The 13315-nt window shown below is 70.6% G+C and carries 13 protein-coding genes; 8 read left to right on the forward strand and 5 right to left on the reverse strand.

Going from position 1 to position 13315, the window contains the following annotated elements; genetic code table 11:
* Positions 1–1573 (reverse strand): DEAD/DEAH box helicase (locus tag JAO81_RS21690; protein ID WP_199549621.1); only part of this gene is annotated, 1573 nt, incomplete at its 3' end.
* A 311-nt stretch (positions 1574–1884) separates the two neighbouring features.
* On the opposite strand from JAO81_RS21690, the gene JAO81_RS21695 reads away from it, so the two are divergent.
* Positions 1885–2619, forward strand: a complete 735-nt coding sequence (locus JAO81_RS21695) for a ferritin-like fold-containing protein (protein ID WP_199549572.1) — start codon at positions 1885–1887, stop codon at positions 2617–2619.
* Positions 2620–2642: 23 nt separating this feature from the next.
* On the opposite strand, the gene JAO81_RS21700 is transcribed toward JAO81_RS21695, so the two are convergent.
* The 4 genes from JAO81_RS21700 to JAO81_RS21715 form a co-directional block, all read right to left on the reverse strand.
* Complete coding sequence (locus tag JAO81_RS21700; protein WP_199549573.1) at positions 2643–2927, reverse strand: hypothetical protein; 285 nt, start codon at positions 2925–2927, stop codon at positions 2643–2645.
* A 179-nt stretch (positions 2928–3106) separates the two neighbouring features.
* The gene (locus JAO81_RS21705; protein WP_199549574.1) at positions 3107–3334 is read right to left on the reverse strand and encodes a DUF3107 domain-containing protein; all 228 of its coding nucleotides are present in this window, start codon (positions 3332–3334) and stop codon (positions 3107–3109) included.
* A gap of 141 nt (positions 3335–3475) precedes the next feature.
* Positions 3476–4120, reverse strand: coding sequence for a TetR/AcrR family transcriptional regulator (locus tag JAO81_RS21710; RefSeq protein ID WP_199549575.1), 645 nt, complete (start codon positions 4118–4120; stop codon positions 3476–3478).
* A 187-nt stretch (positions 4121–4307) separates the two neighbouring features.
* Positions 4308–4517 carry a hypothetical protein gene (locus JAO81_RS21715; RefSeq protein ID WP_199549576.1) on the reverse strand — a complete coding sequence of 70 codons (210 nt, stop codon included), beginning with the start codon at positions 4515–4517 and terminating at the stop codon, positions 4308–4310.
* Between the two features lie 166 nt (positions 4518–4683).
* Here JAO81_RS21715 and JAO81_RS21720 point away from each other — a divergent pair, with 166 nt between their 5' ends.
* The 7 genes from JAO81_RS21720 (at position 4684) to JAO81_RS21745 (ending at position 13129) form a co-directional block, all read left to right on the forward strand.
* Positions 4684–5655 carry an alpha/beta fold hydrolase gene (locus JAO81_RS21720; protein ID WP_199549577.1) on the forward strand — a complete coding sequence of 324 codons (972 nt, stop codon included), beginning with the start codon at positions 4684–4686 and terminating at the stop codon, positions 5653–5655.
* A gap of 599 nt (positions 5656–6254) precedes the next feature.
* Positions 6255–7301, forward strand: coding sequence for a DUF3152 domain-containing protein (locus tag JAO81_RS21725; RefSeq protein WP_307813544.1), 1047 nt, complete (start codon positions 6255–6257; stop codon positions 7299–7301).
* A gap of 76 nt (positions 7302–7377) precedes the next feature.
* Positions 7378–7470 (forward strand): Ms4533A family Cys-rich leader peptide, encoded by a 93-nt coding sequence (locus tag JAO81_RS44030; RefSeq protein WP_328707895.1) that lies wholly within the window; start codon positions 7378–7380, stop codon positions 7468–7470.
* Positions 7471–7652: 182 nt separating this feature from the next.
* Complete coding sequence (locus tag JAO81_RS21730; RefSeq protein ID WP_199549579.1) at positions 7653–9380, forward strand: ABC transporter substrate-binding protein; 1728 nt, start codon at positions 7653–7655, stop codon at positions 9378–9380.
* A 22-nt stretch (positions 9381–9402) separates the two neighbouring features.
* Complete coding sequence (locus JAO81_RS21735; RefSeq protein ID WP_199549580.1) at positions 9403–10434, forward strand: ABC transporter permease; 1032 nt, start codon at positions 9403–9405, stop codon at positions 10432–10434.
* A complete protein-coding gene (locus JAO81_RS21740) occupies positions 10431–11420 on the forward strand; it encodes an ABC transporter permease (RefSeq protein ID WP_199549581.1) in 990 nt (329 codons plus the stop codon). The genes JAO81_RS21735 and JAO81_RS21740 overlap by 4 nt, the downstream gene beginning before the upstream one ends.
* Positions 11417–13129 carry an ABC transporter ATP-binding protein gene (locus tag JAO81_RS21745; RefSeq protein ID WP_199549582.1) on the forward strand — a complete coding sequence of 571 codons (1713 nt, stop codon included), beginning with the start codon at positions 11417–11419 and terminating at the stop codon, positions 13127–13129. Before JAO81_RS21740 ends, JAO81_RS21745 begins: the two co-directional genes overlap by 4 nt.
* Positions 13130–13315 lie beyond the last annotated feature (186 nt).

The following is a 13315-nucleotide window of genomic DNA, read 5'->3' on the forward strand; positions in this document are numbered from 1 at the left end:
TGGCCGGAGCCTCCGTGGCCGTACCGTCCACCGTGGCACCGCCACGGGTACGACGACGCTGACGCGGCGTGCGCGTGCGGGCCGGGCGCTCCTCGGTCTCCGTCGCGGCCTTGGGGCCACGACGCGAGGAACCGCGGGAGTTACGGCCGCCCGGCTCGCCCAGGTCCTCGAGCTGCTCCGCGTCCAGACCCGCACGCGTGCGGTCGGCGCGCGGCAGCACACCCTTCGTGCCCTCGGGGATGTTGAGGTCGGTGAAGAGGTGCGGGGACGAGGAGTACGTCTCGACCGGGTCGTTGAAGTCCAGCTCGAGCGCCTTGTTGATCAGCTGCCAGCGCGGGATGTCATCCCAGTCGACCAGCGTGATCGCGATGCCCTTGGCGCCCGCGCGGCCGGTACGGCCGATGCGGTGGAGGTAGGTCTTCTCCTCCTCCGGCGACTGGTAGTTGATGACGTGCGTGACGCCCTCGACATCGATACCGCGCGCGGCGACATCGGTGCAGACGAGCACGTCGACCTTGCCGTTGCGGAACGCGCGCAGCGCCTGCTCACGCGCGCCCTGGCCCAGGTCGCCGTGGACGGCGCCGGAGGCGAAGCCGCGCTTTTCGAGCTGCTCGGCGATGTCGGCCGCCGTGCGCTTCGTACGGCAGAAGACCATCGCGAGCCCACGGCCTTCGGCCTGCAGGATGCGGGAGATCATCTCCGGCTTGTCCATGGAGTGCGCGCGGTACACGAACTGCGCGGTGTTCCGCACGGTCTGGCCCTCGTCGTCCGGCGCGGTGGCGCGGATATGCGTGGGCTGCGACATGTAGCGGCGCGCGAGGCCGATGACCGCACCCGGCATGGTCGCCGAGAACAGCATGGTCTGACGCTTCGCCGGCAGCAGGTTGATGATCTTCTCGACGTCGGGCAGGAAGCCCAGGTCGAGCATCTCGTCGGCCTCGTCGAGGACCAGGCACTTCACCTTGGAGAGGTTCAGCTTCTTCTGGCCCGCGAGGTCGAGCAGCCGGCCCGGGGTGCCGACGACCACGTCGACGCCCTTCTTGAGGGCCTCGACCTGCGGCTCGTAGGCACGGCCGCCATATATGGCGAGAACGCGCACATTGCGCACCTTGCCGGCCGTGAGCAGGTCATTGGTGACCTGGGTGCACAGCTCTCGGGTGGGGACCACGATGAGCGCCTGCGGCGCCTCGGTGAGGTCCTCGGGCTTGGCCCGGCCCGCCTCGACATCGGCGGGGACCGTGACGCGCTCGAGCAGCGGCAGGCCGAAGCCCAGCGTCTTGCCCGTGCCGGTCTTGGCCTGGCCGATGACATCGGTGCCGGAGAGCGCTACGGGGAGCGTCATCTCCTGGATCGGGAACGGGGTGGTGATACCGACGGCCTCAAGGGCCTCGGCGGTCTCGGGAAGGATCCCGAGCTCTCGGAAAGTCGTAGGCGTGTTCAGGGTGCAGCCTCTTCTGTGAGACGCGGCACAAGGCGAACGCTGGGGGTCTGACCGGGCGGAACTTTCGTCCGCTGGTGGCCGAGCCGGTAGCTTCCGGCCGCTTGGCGCAGGCCGGGTGGCGCGGGACCACAGCCGTCGCTCGAGCGCTCGTGCCGCTGAGGGGCCCCTCTGGGACGTACATCCATGTACGTCATTTGAGGGCTGTCGGTTCGGAGCCGATCGGGCCACCGACCGGGCATCCTCATTCGGGATGGCCCGTCGAGGCGGCCGGTCCACTCTCCGTACGTCTCGTACGCAGGGGAAAACCGGCCACGGCTCAGCGGGCGCATTACCACTGTACCCCGAGTACCTGCAGGCGTGTCTGTCAAATTCCTCACGTCACGCTGGTCACAGCCGATGACCAGGGCCTTACGAGGCCGTGGCGGCGGGCTATTGTGCGGTTCATGGAGACGCCTGACACCACCCCGCAAGCCCCGTCGCCGACCGGAATCGCAGCCCAGGACTGGGCCACGGCCAGCGCCGACCCGCAGTACCGCGCCGCGGTCGTCGACCTCCTGGGTGCGCTCGCGTACGGCGAGCTCGCCGCGTTCGAGCGCCTCGCGGAGGACGCGAAGCTGGCGCCGACGCTCGGTGACAAGGCGGAGCTGGCGAAGATGGCCTCGGCCGAGTTCCACCACTTCGAGCAGCTGCGGGACCGGCTCTCGGCGATCGGCGCGGAGCCGGTCGAGGCGATGGACCCGTTCGTGGCCGCGCTCGACGGCTTCCACAAGCAGACGGCGCCGTCGGACTGGCTCGAGGGCCTGGTCAAGGCGTACGTCGGCGACTCGATCGCATCGGACTTCTACCGCGAGGTCGCCGCCCGGCTCGACTCGGATACGCGCAGCCTGGTGCTCGCCGTCCTGGACGACACCGGCCACGCGTCCTTCGCCGTGGAGAAGGTACGGGCCGCGATCGACGCGGATCACCGGGTGGGCGGACGGCTCGCGCTGTGGGCCCGCCGGCTGATGGGCGAGGCCCTGTCGCAGTCGCAGCGGGTCGTGGCCGACCGGGACGCCCTGTCCACGATGCTCGTGGGCGGGGTCGCGGACGGGTTCGACCTGGCCGAGGTGGGGCGGATGTTCTCGCGGATCACCGAGGCGCACACGAAGCGGATGGCGGCGCTGGGACTGGCCGCGTAGGTTCCCGCCGGTTCGGCCCGGCCTCAGTGGGCGTGCACGGAACGCCCTGACCGGGCCGAGTTACCCCTTCCCGCAGGCCGCACCAGGAGCGACAGCAGGGCCGTCGCGACGACCACCGCACCGCCCAGGACCGGGAGCGCATGGCCGGGACCCAGCGCGGAGTGGGTGACGAAGGCGCCGAACAAGGCGCCTGCCGCACCGGTGGCGAGGACCAGATTGCGGGCCGGCAGCCGGTGCCCGAGCCGGTGCCCCGCGAGCAGGGCGAGGGCCAGGCCGAGGAGTACGGAGGCGAGCGCTTCCAGAAACATGGGTCCTCCCGCGGCCGGGGTGCAAATCGGTCACAGCCGGTCCTACCCGGGGCGCACGGAATGCAACCCTCCTTTCGCTTCAGGTGAATTGACCCCTGCGGCGACAAGAGGGCGACAAAAGGGCGGGCCCCGGAGAGTTCATCTCCGGGGCCCGCCCTGTTCATCTTCGGCGGCGCGGCTCAGAGAGCGCTGAAGCCCACCTTGCGCGAGGTCGGCTCACCGAGCTCGACATACGCGAGCCGCTCGGCCGGCACCAGGACCTTGCGGCCGTGGTCGTCCGTGAGAGTGAGCAGCTGAGACTTGCCGCTCAGCGCCTCGGACACCGCCTTCTCGACCTCTGCGGCGGTCTGGCCGCTCTCCAGAACGATCTCGCGCGGCGCGTGCTGCACGCCGATCTTGACCTCCACGGCTATGTCCCTCCGACGGTCAGTGGTGCGCGGGCGTCCGCGCCGTACGCAGCACACATTAGCCCGGTGAGGGGACTCGGCAGCGCGCTGCCGTGCACGCTCGCAGCGAACAGCCGTGAGGAATACGGCGCCGGACGTGCCCTAGTGCTGGTCCGTGCCGTGCAGCGGGAAGCCCGCGACACCGCGCCAGGCCAGCGAGGTGAGGAGCTCGACGGCCTTGTCGCGGTCGACCTTGGACTCGCTGTGCAGCCAGTAGCGCGCCACGACCTGGGCGAAACCGCCGAGGCCGACGGCGAGCAGCATCGACTCGTCCTTGGACAGGCCGGTGTCCTCCGCGATCACCACGGCGATCGCCTGGGCGCATTCGAGCGTGACCTTCTCGACACGCTCGCGCACGGCCGGCTCGTTGGTGAGGTCCGATTCGAAGACCAGACGGAACGCGCCGCCCTGGTCCTGGACGTAGGTGAAGTACGCGTCCATCGTCGCGGCGACCCGCAGCTTGTTGTCCGTGGTGGACTCCAGAGCCGCCTGCACCGCCGTCAGAAGCGACTCGCAGTGCTGGTCGAGCAGGGCGAGATAGAGGTCGAGCTTGCCGGGGAAGTGCTGGTAGAGCACCGGCTTGCTGACGCCCGCACGCTCGGCGATATCGTCCATCGCCGCCGCGTGGTAACCCTGCGCAACGAAGACTTCCTGGGCCGCGCCCAGAAGCTGATTGCGGCGGGCCCGGCGCGGCAGGCGGGTGCCCCGCGGACGGGCCGCGGTCTCGGTCTGCTCGGTGGCTGTCACGCCGCCTCCCCATACATGGCTGTTCCGTGTGCGGTTGTGCTGCCGCTTCGTCATCGTACTTTTCGGTAACCGTCGTGTGCGCGGCTCGGAGGCAGAATTTCATGGACCGGACGCTTGTCCAGCCCGGTGGAAAGCCCCGTAAAACCTGGATACGAGGGCAAAGCGGCCGACGGCGAACATCAGTCCGTCAGCGGTAGTCGTCCTCGTCCTGGCTCACCACCCTCGACTGTTCCACGGCGTCGGCCGGGTCGGCGTTCGACGGATCGAAGCGCGGTTCCGGCTCGTCGTCCTGCTGGAGCAGCTCGCGGTGCTGTTCGGCGGCGTCGGCCTCCGGCGCCTCCGGGCCGAGCGTGTCGTCTTCCTCGAAGGTGTCCGGTTCGGTGGGGTCGACCGTCATGACTGGCTCCCTCTCTCGTAAGAAGTCAGGGGCCAGGGCGTGTGCCCATGCTTCCTGGGCGTATGCCCTTCCTCCATGAGCGTAGGAGAGTCCGTTTCCGTGCGCTACGCGATCGTGTGACCGCGAACACGTGATCCAACGCGTGATCGTCTCGTAACATCGCCGTATGTCTTCGACCGAGCTTCCGGGTGCCCTCGCCGCCGCGGTGACCCCGAAAACGCTGCCGGTGCGGGTCGCCGAGGGCGAGAAGCTGCGCCAGGTGTCCCTGCCGGGGCTGACGCTCACGGTGCGTTCGAGACCGCCGGTGCGTGCGGGTCTTGCGCCCGCGCTGTTCGTGCACGGGCTCGGCGGTTCCTCGCAGAACTGGTCGGCGCTGATGCCGCTGCTCGAGGACGTCCTGGACTGCGAGGCCCTCGATCTGCCCGGCTTCGGCGACTCGCCGCCGCCGGACGACGGCAACTATTCGGTGACCGGGCACGCCCGCGCCGTCATCCGGCTGCTCGACGCGAGCGGCCGCGGTCCGGTGCACCTGTTCGGCAACTCGATGGGCGGTGCGGTCGCGACCCGCGTCGCGGCGGTACGCCCCGATCTCGTACGGACCCTGACGCTGGTCTCTCCCGCGCTGCCGGAGATCCGGGTGCAGCGCACCGCGGTGCCGACCGCGCTGGTGGCGCTGCCCGGTGTCGCGCAGCTTTTCGCGCGGCTGACCAAGGACTGGACGCCGGAGCAGCGCACGCGCGGCGTGATGTCGCTCTGTTACGGCGATCCGAAAATGGTCACGCCCGAGGGATTCGCGCACGCCGTGCAGGAGATGGAGCGGCGGCTTCAACTGCCGTACTTCTGGGACGCGATGGCCCGTTCGGCACGCGGCATCGTCGACGCGTACACCCTCGGTGGCCAGCACGGACTGTGGCGGCAGGCCGAGCGGGTGCTCGCGCCGACGCTGCTCGTCTACGGCGGACGCGATCAGCTGGTCTCGTACCGCATGGCGCAGAGGGCGGCGCGTGCCTTCCGGGGTTCCCGGCTGCTTTCGTTGCCAGAGGCGGGGCATGTGGCGATGATGGAGTACCCGGACGTGGTGGCCACGGCGGTACGTGAACTGCTCGCCGCGCAAGGCGACTTGACGGTGGAGAGCTGAGGCGGGGAGTGGGCAGGCACGCACGCAAGGGCGGCAAGAGCGACAGCGATACGGGCGCCATACCCGTCGTCCCCGGCAGATCCGGGGCTTCCGCCGCGCCTGAGGGCACGGGGCGTCGCCGGCGTTCCGGGCCGGCCGGTCCGCCGCCGGGTCCGGCACAGGGCCGGCCCGATCCGACACCGCCGCGCGGTGTGCCGCAGGCGCGTCCGGCGATGACGCCTCCGCACGGTGTCCCCCAGGCCCGTCCCGCGATGACGCCTCCGCACGGAGTTCCGCGGGTACGTCCCGACGGGACCCCGGCCCACGGCACCCCGCGGGTGCCGCCGCCGGGCGCCGGCCGGCCGCATCCGCAGCAGCGGGAGGCCGGTGGCGGGTGGGGTGCGATATCCGGGACCGGACCGCAGCCGCGCGTCGGCCAGACCGGGCCGCAGCCGCGCGTCGGTCAGACGGGATCGCAGCCGCGCGTCGGCCAGACCGGGCCGCAGCCTCGGATATCGGACACCGGTCCGCAGGCGCGCTTCAGCCAGACGGGGCCGCAGCCTCGCGTGACTCGGACCGGTCCGCAGCCTCGCGTCACCCAGACCGGGCCGCAGCCTCGCGTGACCCAGACCGGGCCGCAGCCCCGTATTTCGTCGACGGGCCCGCAGCCCCGGATCCCCGGGCCGCGCGGCGAGTACGTCTCCGCGTTCGACCGGCTCGATCCGCTCGCCGACGAGCCGGATCTCTTCGATCCCGGCGCCCGCCGACCGCCCCACGACCCGTACGCGGCCGTGACCGACTTCCGGCACGAGTTGTCCGAGGACGAGGCGCCCGCCGCCGCTCCCGTGCAGCCCGATCCGCCGCGGAAGAAGGCCAAGGGGCTGACGTTCACCGGGATCGCGGCCGCCGCCGTGACCACCGTGCTCGCCGTGGTCGTCGCCGGTCAGGTGGCCGACGGGCGGGAGCAGGATCCGCAGACGCAGGCCGCCGACGCCCAGGGCGGCGAACGGGGCGACGCTTCCGAGGCCTCGCGCTCCGACGCACGTCAGGCGCCCGCCGAGCAGCAGCCGCTCTCGTACGAGCAGAAGATGGCGCAGAAGGCCGTGCTGCCGCCGAAGCAGGCGAGCGGGGACTTCGAGGCGGTCGGCGGGCTCGACAAGGCGCCGGGCACCGGGCAGAAGTTCCGCTACCGCGTGGATGTCGAGAAGGGACTCGGCCTGGACGGCGCACTGTTCGCCGAGGCCGTGCAGAAGACCCTGAACGACGAACGGAGTTGGGCGCACAAGGGTGCGCGGACCTTCGAGCGGATCTCCAGCGGCAAGGCCGACTTCGTGATCACGCTGGCCAGCCGTGGCACCACCGCCACGTGGTGTGCGAAGTCAGGGCTCGACACGACGCAGGACAACGTCTCGTGCGATTCGGCGGCCACGGACCGCGTGATGATCAACGCCGACCGGTGGGCGCAGGGCGCCGAGACCTACGGCGCCGCGATCTTCGCGTACCGGCAGATGCTGATCAATCACGAGGTCGGGCACCGGCTCGGGTTCAACCATGTGAGCTGCAGTGTGGACGGCGGGCTCGCCCCGGTGATGCAGCAGCAGACGAAGTTCCTGGACCACGACGGCATCAAGTGCAAGGCCAACCCTTGGGTGTATCCCAACAGTTGAGCAGGATGATCCCGGATCGTGAGATCGTCGTCTCATTGCTTTGACTTCCCGGCGATGGTCATGGATATTTCTCGCCATGTCGACCCGTCACGCCTCTGCGAGCGCCGCCCTTGAGCTGGCGCTGTTCGGCGTGAGCGCGCTCTGCGCCGCCGACATCCACTGTCGCTGACGTACCCGCCCCTGGCGTGTGCGTCGGTCCGTGACGGCCTTCTGAGGCCGACCTCCGGTCCGTGACGACCACTTCACCTTTTCCCTCACGGGTTTCTTGGCGCTGCTCCGCGCCGGGGCGGAATCCGACGCACCCGCTGTGCCTTCCTGCCCCGTTCCGTGATCCCGAGAGGTCTCCTTGCGATGAGTCGCATATCCGTCATATCCCGCCGTGTCGCCGGCGCGTCCGTCAGCCTCGTCCTGGCCGCGGGCCTCGCCGCCTGCGCAGGGCCCGAGGACTCCTCGGACGGCGGCGGTTCGGGTGCGGACGGCAAGCCCGCGAAGGGCGGCACGCTCAGCGTCCTCAACTCCAACCCGCAGCAGGACTTCGACCCGGCCCGCCTCTACACCTCGGGCGGCGGCAACGTCCCGAGCCTGGTCTTCCGTACGCTCACCACCCGCAACCGCGAGGACGGCGCGGCCGGCGCCGAGGTCGTGCCGGACCTCGCGACCGACCTGGGCAAGCCCAACGAGGACGCCACCGTCTGGACGTACACCCTCAAGGAGGGTCTGAAGTACGAGGACGGCTCGCCCATCACCTCGGCCGACATCAAGTACGGCATCGAGCGGTCCTTCGCGGCCGAACTGTCCGGCGGAGCGCCCTACTTGAGGGACTGGCTGATCGGCGGCGACAAGTACGAAGGCCCGTACAAGTCGAAGAAGGGACTCGACTCCATCGAGACCCCGGACGACCGCACCATCGTCTTCAAGCTGAACAAGCCCGAGGGCGAGTTCCCCTACCTCGCGACGCAGACGCAGTTCGCGCCGGTCCCGAAGGCCAAGGACAAGGGCACCAAGTACGAGGAGCACCCGGTCTCCTCGGGCCCGTACAAGGTCGTCAAGAACGAGAACGACGGCGAGCACCTCGTCCTGGAGCGCAACGAGCACTGGGACCCGGAGACCGACGAGGAGCGCAAGGCCTACCCGGACAGGATCGACGTCCGCTCCGGTCTCGACTCCGCCGTCATCAACCAGCGTCTGCAGGCAAGCCAGGGCGCGGACTCCGCCGCCGTCACCACCGACACCAACCTCGGACCTGCCGAGCTCGCCAAGGTCAGCGGCGACGAGAAGCTGGCCGCACGGGTCGGCACCGGGCACTTCGGATACGTCAACTACCTGGCGTTCAACCCGAAGGTGAAGCCCTTCGACGACCCGTTGGTGCGCCAGGCGATCTCGTACGCCGTGAACCGCTCCTCGGTGATCAACGCGGCCGGCGGCTCCTCGCTCGCCGAGCCCGCGACCACCTTCCTGCCGCCGCAGAAGTCCTTCGGGTACACCAAGTACGACCACTTCCCGGCCGGTGGGACGGGCGATGCGGACAAGGCGAAGGAGCTGCTCAAGGAGGCCGGTCACGAGGACGGTCTGAAGATCAAGCTCACGCACTCCACCGACAAGGACTTCGAGACCAGCCCCGAGATCGCCACCGCGCTGCAGGAGGCGCTGCAGAAGGCCGGGTTCACGGTCGAGCTGGACGGTCTGGAGTCCAACGACTACAGCGAGAAGATCCACAACGTGAAGAGCGCGCCCGGGCTCTTCCTCGCCCACTGGGGTGCCGACTGGCCCTCCGGCGGCCCGTTCATCGCGCCGATCTTCGACGGCCGGCAGATCGTCAAGGAGGGCTCGGGCAACTACAACGCGGCCGAGCTGAACGACCCCGCGGTCAACAAGGAGATCGACGAGATCAACAAGCTGACCGACCTGGACGCGGCGGCCGCCCGCTGGGGCGCCTTGGACAAGAAGATCGGCGAGCAGGCGCTGACCGTGCCGCTGTTCCACCCCGTCTACAAGCGCCTCTACGGCAAGGACATCAAGAACGTCGTGATCAGCGACTGGACCGGCGTCCTGGACATCTCGCAGGTCTCGGTCAAGTGACCACGGCTGCCGAGCACTTGTCATGACTGAGGCATTGCTGGTCAAGGAGGCGGAGGCGGTCCAGGTGACCGCGCCCGCCTCCGGGGCCCGCTCGTTCTGGCGGCGGCTGCGGGCGCAGCGCGCCGCCCTCCCGGCGGGCGTCGTCGGCGCCCTGCTCGTCCTTGTGGCGCTCGCCGCACCGCTGCTCACCGCGCTCGCGGGCCAGGACCCGAACGCGTACCACCCGGAGGCCGTGGACTCCGCGGCCGGCGGCGTACCGCTCGGGTCCTTCGGCGGGATCGGCGCCGAGCACTGGCTCGGCGTCGAACCCGGCACCGGACGCGATCTGTTCGCACGGATCGTGTACGGGGCGCGGGTCTCGCTCGGCGTCGCCCTGTTCGCGACCGTCGTCCAGCTGGCGCTCGGCGTCACGCTCGGCCTCGCGGCCGCGCTCGGCAACCGCTGGGTGGACCAGGCGATCAGCCGGTTCACGGACGTGGTCGTCGCGCTGCCGCTGATGGTGATGGCGCTCGCGCTGCTCGCGATCGTCCCGCAGTCGGTGCCGCGCCCGGTCCTGATCGCCGTGGTCGTGGGCCTGGTCGGCTGGTCGGGCACCTCCAAGGTGGTGCGCGCCCAGGCGCTCGCCCTGAAGTCCCTTGACCATGTCGCGGCGGCCCGGCTCAGCGGCTGGTCGACCTGGCGGATCGCCCGCCGTGAGCTGCTGCCCTCGCTGGCCGCGCCCGTCATCACGTACGGAGCGCTGCTCGTGCCCGCCAACATCTCGGTGGAGGCGGCGCTCTCCTTCCTCGGCATCGGCATCAAGCCGCCCACGCCCTCCTGGGGCCAGATGATCACCGAGGCCGATACCTGGTACGCCACGGCGCCCACGTATCTGCTCATCCCGGCCGGTCTGCTCTTCGTCACCGTGCTCTCCCTGACCGTGCTCGGCGAGGGGGTGCGGGTGGCGCTGGATCCGCGGGCCGAGTCGCGGCTCAAGGTCGGTACGCGCGGGAGCAAGGTCCGTGGCGGCACAGGTGGCGCCAAGTCCCGTAAGAACAAGGGCGGTGCGCGATGACCGGCTTCCTGCTGCGGCGCGTGGGCGGGGCGCTGTTCGTGCTCTTCGCCCTGAGCGTCCTCGTCTACGCGGTCTTCTACGTAGCCCCCGGTGACGTCGCCCGGATCGCCTGCGGACCGCGCTGCTCCACGGCCCAGATCGACCAGGTGAGCGAGCAACTGCGCCTGGACGACCCGGTGTACGCGCAGTACTGGCACTTCCTGCAGGGCATCGTGGCCGGCCGCGACTACTCCACCGGCACCGAGCTCGCCCACTGCGGCGCGCCCTGCCTCGGCTTCTCGTACCAGAGCGACCAGCAGGTGACCGAGCTGATCCTGGCGAAGCTGCCGGTCACCGCCTCGCTGGTGGCCGGGGCCTTCGTCCTGTGGATCATCATCGGGGTCGGCACCGGCGTCCTGGCGGTGTGGAGGCGCGGGCGTCTTTCCGAACGCGTCCTGACCTGGCTCACGCTGGCCGGCACGGCGACTCCGGTGTTCGTGATCGGACTGCTCCTGATCATCGTGTTCTGCTCCACGCTGGCCTGGCTGCCCTTCCCGCAGTACGTCCCGCTCACCGAGGACCCCGAGCAGTGGATGTGGAATCTGCTGCTGCCCTGGTTCGCGCTCGCGCTGCTCGAATCCGCGAAGTACGCGCGGCTGACCAGGAGTTCGATGCTGGAGACCCTCGCCGAGGACCACGTGCGCACCTTCCGCGCCTTCGGCGTGAGCGAGCGGGCGATCCTCGGACGGCACGCCCTGCGGGGCGCGGTGGCGCCGGTGATCGCGCTGAGCGCACTCGACTTCGGCACGATGTTCGGCGGCGCGGTGCTCACCGAGTCGCTGTTCGGCATCCCCGGTCTCGCCCGCGAACTCGTCGAGGCCGTACGGACCGTGGACCTGCCCGTGGTGGTGGGCCTGGTCCTCGTCATCGGCTTCTTCGTCGTCCTCGCCAACACCGTCGCCGACGTCCTGTACGCGGTGGCCGACCGACGGGTGGTGCTCGTATGAGCCTGATCGAAGTGACAGATCTGTCCGTGGACTTCGGTTCCGTACGGGCGGTCGACAAGGTCTCCTTCTCGCTGGAGCCGGGCGCCGCGCTCGGTGTGGTGGGGGAGTCGGGATCCGGCAAGTCCACGGTCGCGTACGCGCTGCTCGGCCTGCACCGCGGGACGGGCGCGTCCGTGGCGGGCGCGGTCGAGGTAGCCGGCGTCGATGTGACGGCGGCCTCGGACGGTGAACTGCGCTCCCTGCGCGGCGGCAAGGCGGCCATGGTCTTCCAGGACCCGCTCTCCGCGCTCGACCCGTACTACGCGGTCGGCGACCAGATCGCGGAGGTGTACCGGGTGCACCATCGGGTGTCGCGGCGGGCGGCCCGCGCGCGGGCCGCGGAGGTGCTCGACCGGGTGGGGATCGCCGATGCCGCGCGCAGGTCGCGCGCGCGGCCGCACGAGTTCAGCGGGGGGATGCGTCAGCGCGCGCTGATCGCGATGGCGCTCGCGTGCGAACCCCAGGTGCTGATCGCGGACGAGCCGACGACGGCGCTCGATGTGACCGTGCAGGCGCAGATCCTCGATCTGCTGCACGAGTTGCGGGCCGAGACCGGGATGGGGCTGCTGCTTGTCACGCATGACGTGGGCGTCGCGGCGGAGAGCGTCGACGACATCCTGGTGATGCGGCACGGGCAGGTGGTCGAACGAGGGCCGGTGGGGGAGGTGCTCGCGGCGCCCGCGCAGACGTATACGCGGGAGTTGCTGGCGGCTGTGCCGCGGATCGAGGGGGAGGGGACGGAAGGCGTGTCCGTGCCCGGACCTCGCGTCGAGTCCAGGGCTGCCGCCGCGGTGACCGCCGCTGCTGCCGGCTCGGGTGTCGCCTCGGCGAGCGTCCCGGCCGCCGCCGGTGCTGCCGGCTCGGGTGTCGCCTCCGCGAGCGCCCCGGCCGCCGCCGGGGAGCCCGTCCTCGAGGCCCCGGGTCTGCGCGAGGTCTACGGCAAGCGGGCCAAGGCCTTCACGGCCGTCGACGGGGTCTCGGTCGCGGTGCGCGCGGGCGAAACCCTCGGCATCGTCGGCGAATCGGGCTCGGGCAAGACCACCCTCGGCCGGATGCTCGTCGGGCTGCTCACCCCGGACGGCGGCGGCGTCTCCCGTACGGCGGACGTGCAGATGGTCTTCCAGGACCCGGGCTCCGCGCTCAACCCCCGCCGCTCGATCGGCGAATCCGTCGCCGACCCGCTGCGGGCGCGCGGTGAGAAGGACGAGGGGCGCATACGGGCCCGGGTGGACGAACTCCTCGTCCGCGTGGGCCTCGAGGCGGCGCACTACGACCGGTATCCGCATGAGTTCAGCGGCGGCCAGCGTCAGCGGGTGTGCATCGCCCGTGCCCTTGCGCCGTCCCCGCGGCTGATCGTGTGCGACGAGCCCGTATCGTCCCTCGACGTGACCACCCAGGCCCAAGTCCTCGCCCTTCTGGACGAATTGCGGCGCGAGCTCGGTCTCGCGCTGGTCTTCATCGCCCATGATCTGGCGGTGGTACGGCAGGTCAGCGACCGGGTCGCCGTCATGCGGCGCGGACGCGTGGTGGAGTCGGGGACGGTCGCGGAGGTGTACGGCGCTCCCCAGGACCCGTATACGAAGCAGCTGCTCGCCGCCGTACCCGCGCTCGATCCGTCGGCGGCCGCCCTGCGGCGGTCCGAGCGGCGGGAGTTGGCCGAGGCGGCCTGACCCGTACCGCGAGCCTCACCTTGCGTGACCGATTGCACGCCTAGCGCGATCAAACGCTACCCGGCCAGGAAAGTTACGGCCGTTCACCCCTTCTGGTGGCGCGATGGACAACCGTCCATCGCGCCACCCGCATATCCGCATACGTTCGTTTTGCGGGGGGGGCCCGCGGCCACCGCGCCCCCGCCC

This window comes from Streptomyces sp. N35, assembly GCF_016464295.1.
Lineage (GTDB): Bacteria > Actinomycetota > Actinomycetes > Streptomycetales > Streptomycetaceae > Streptomyces.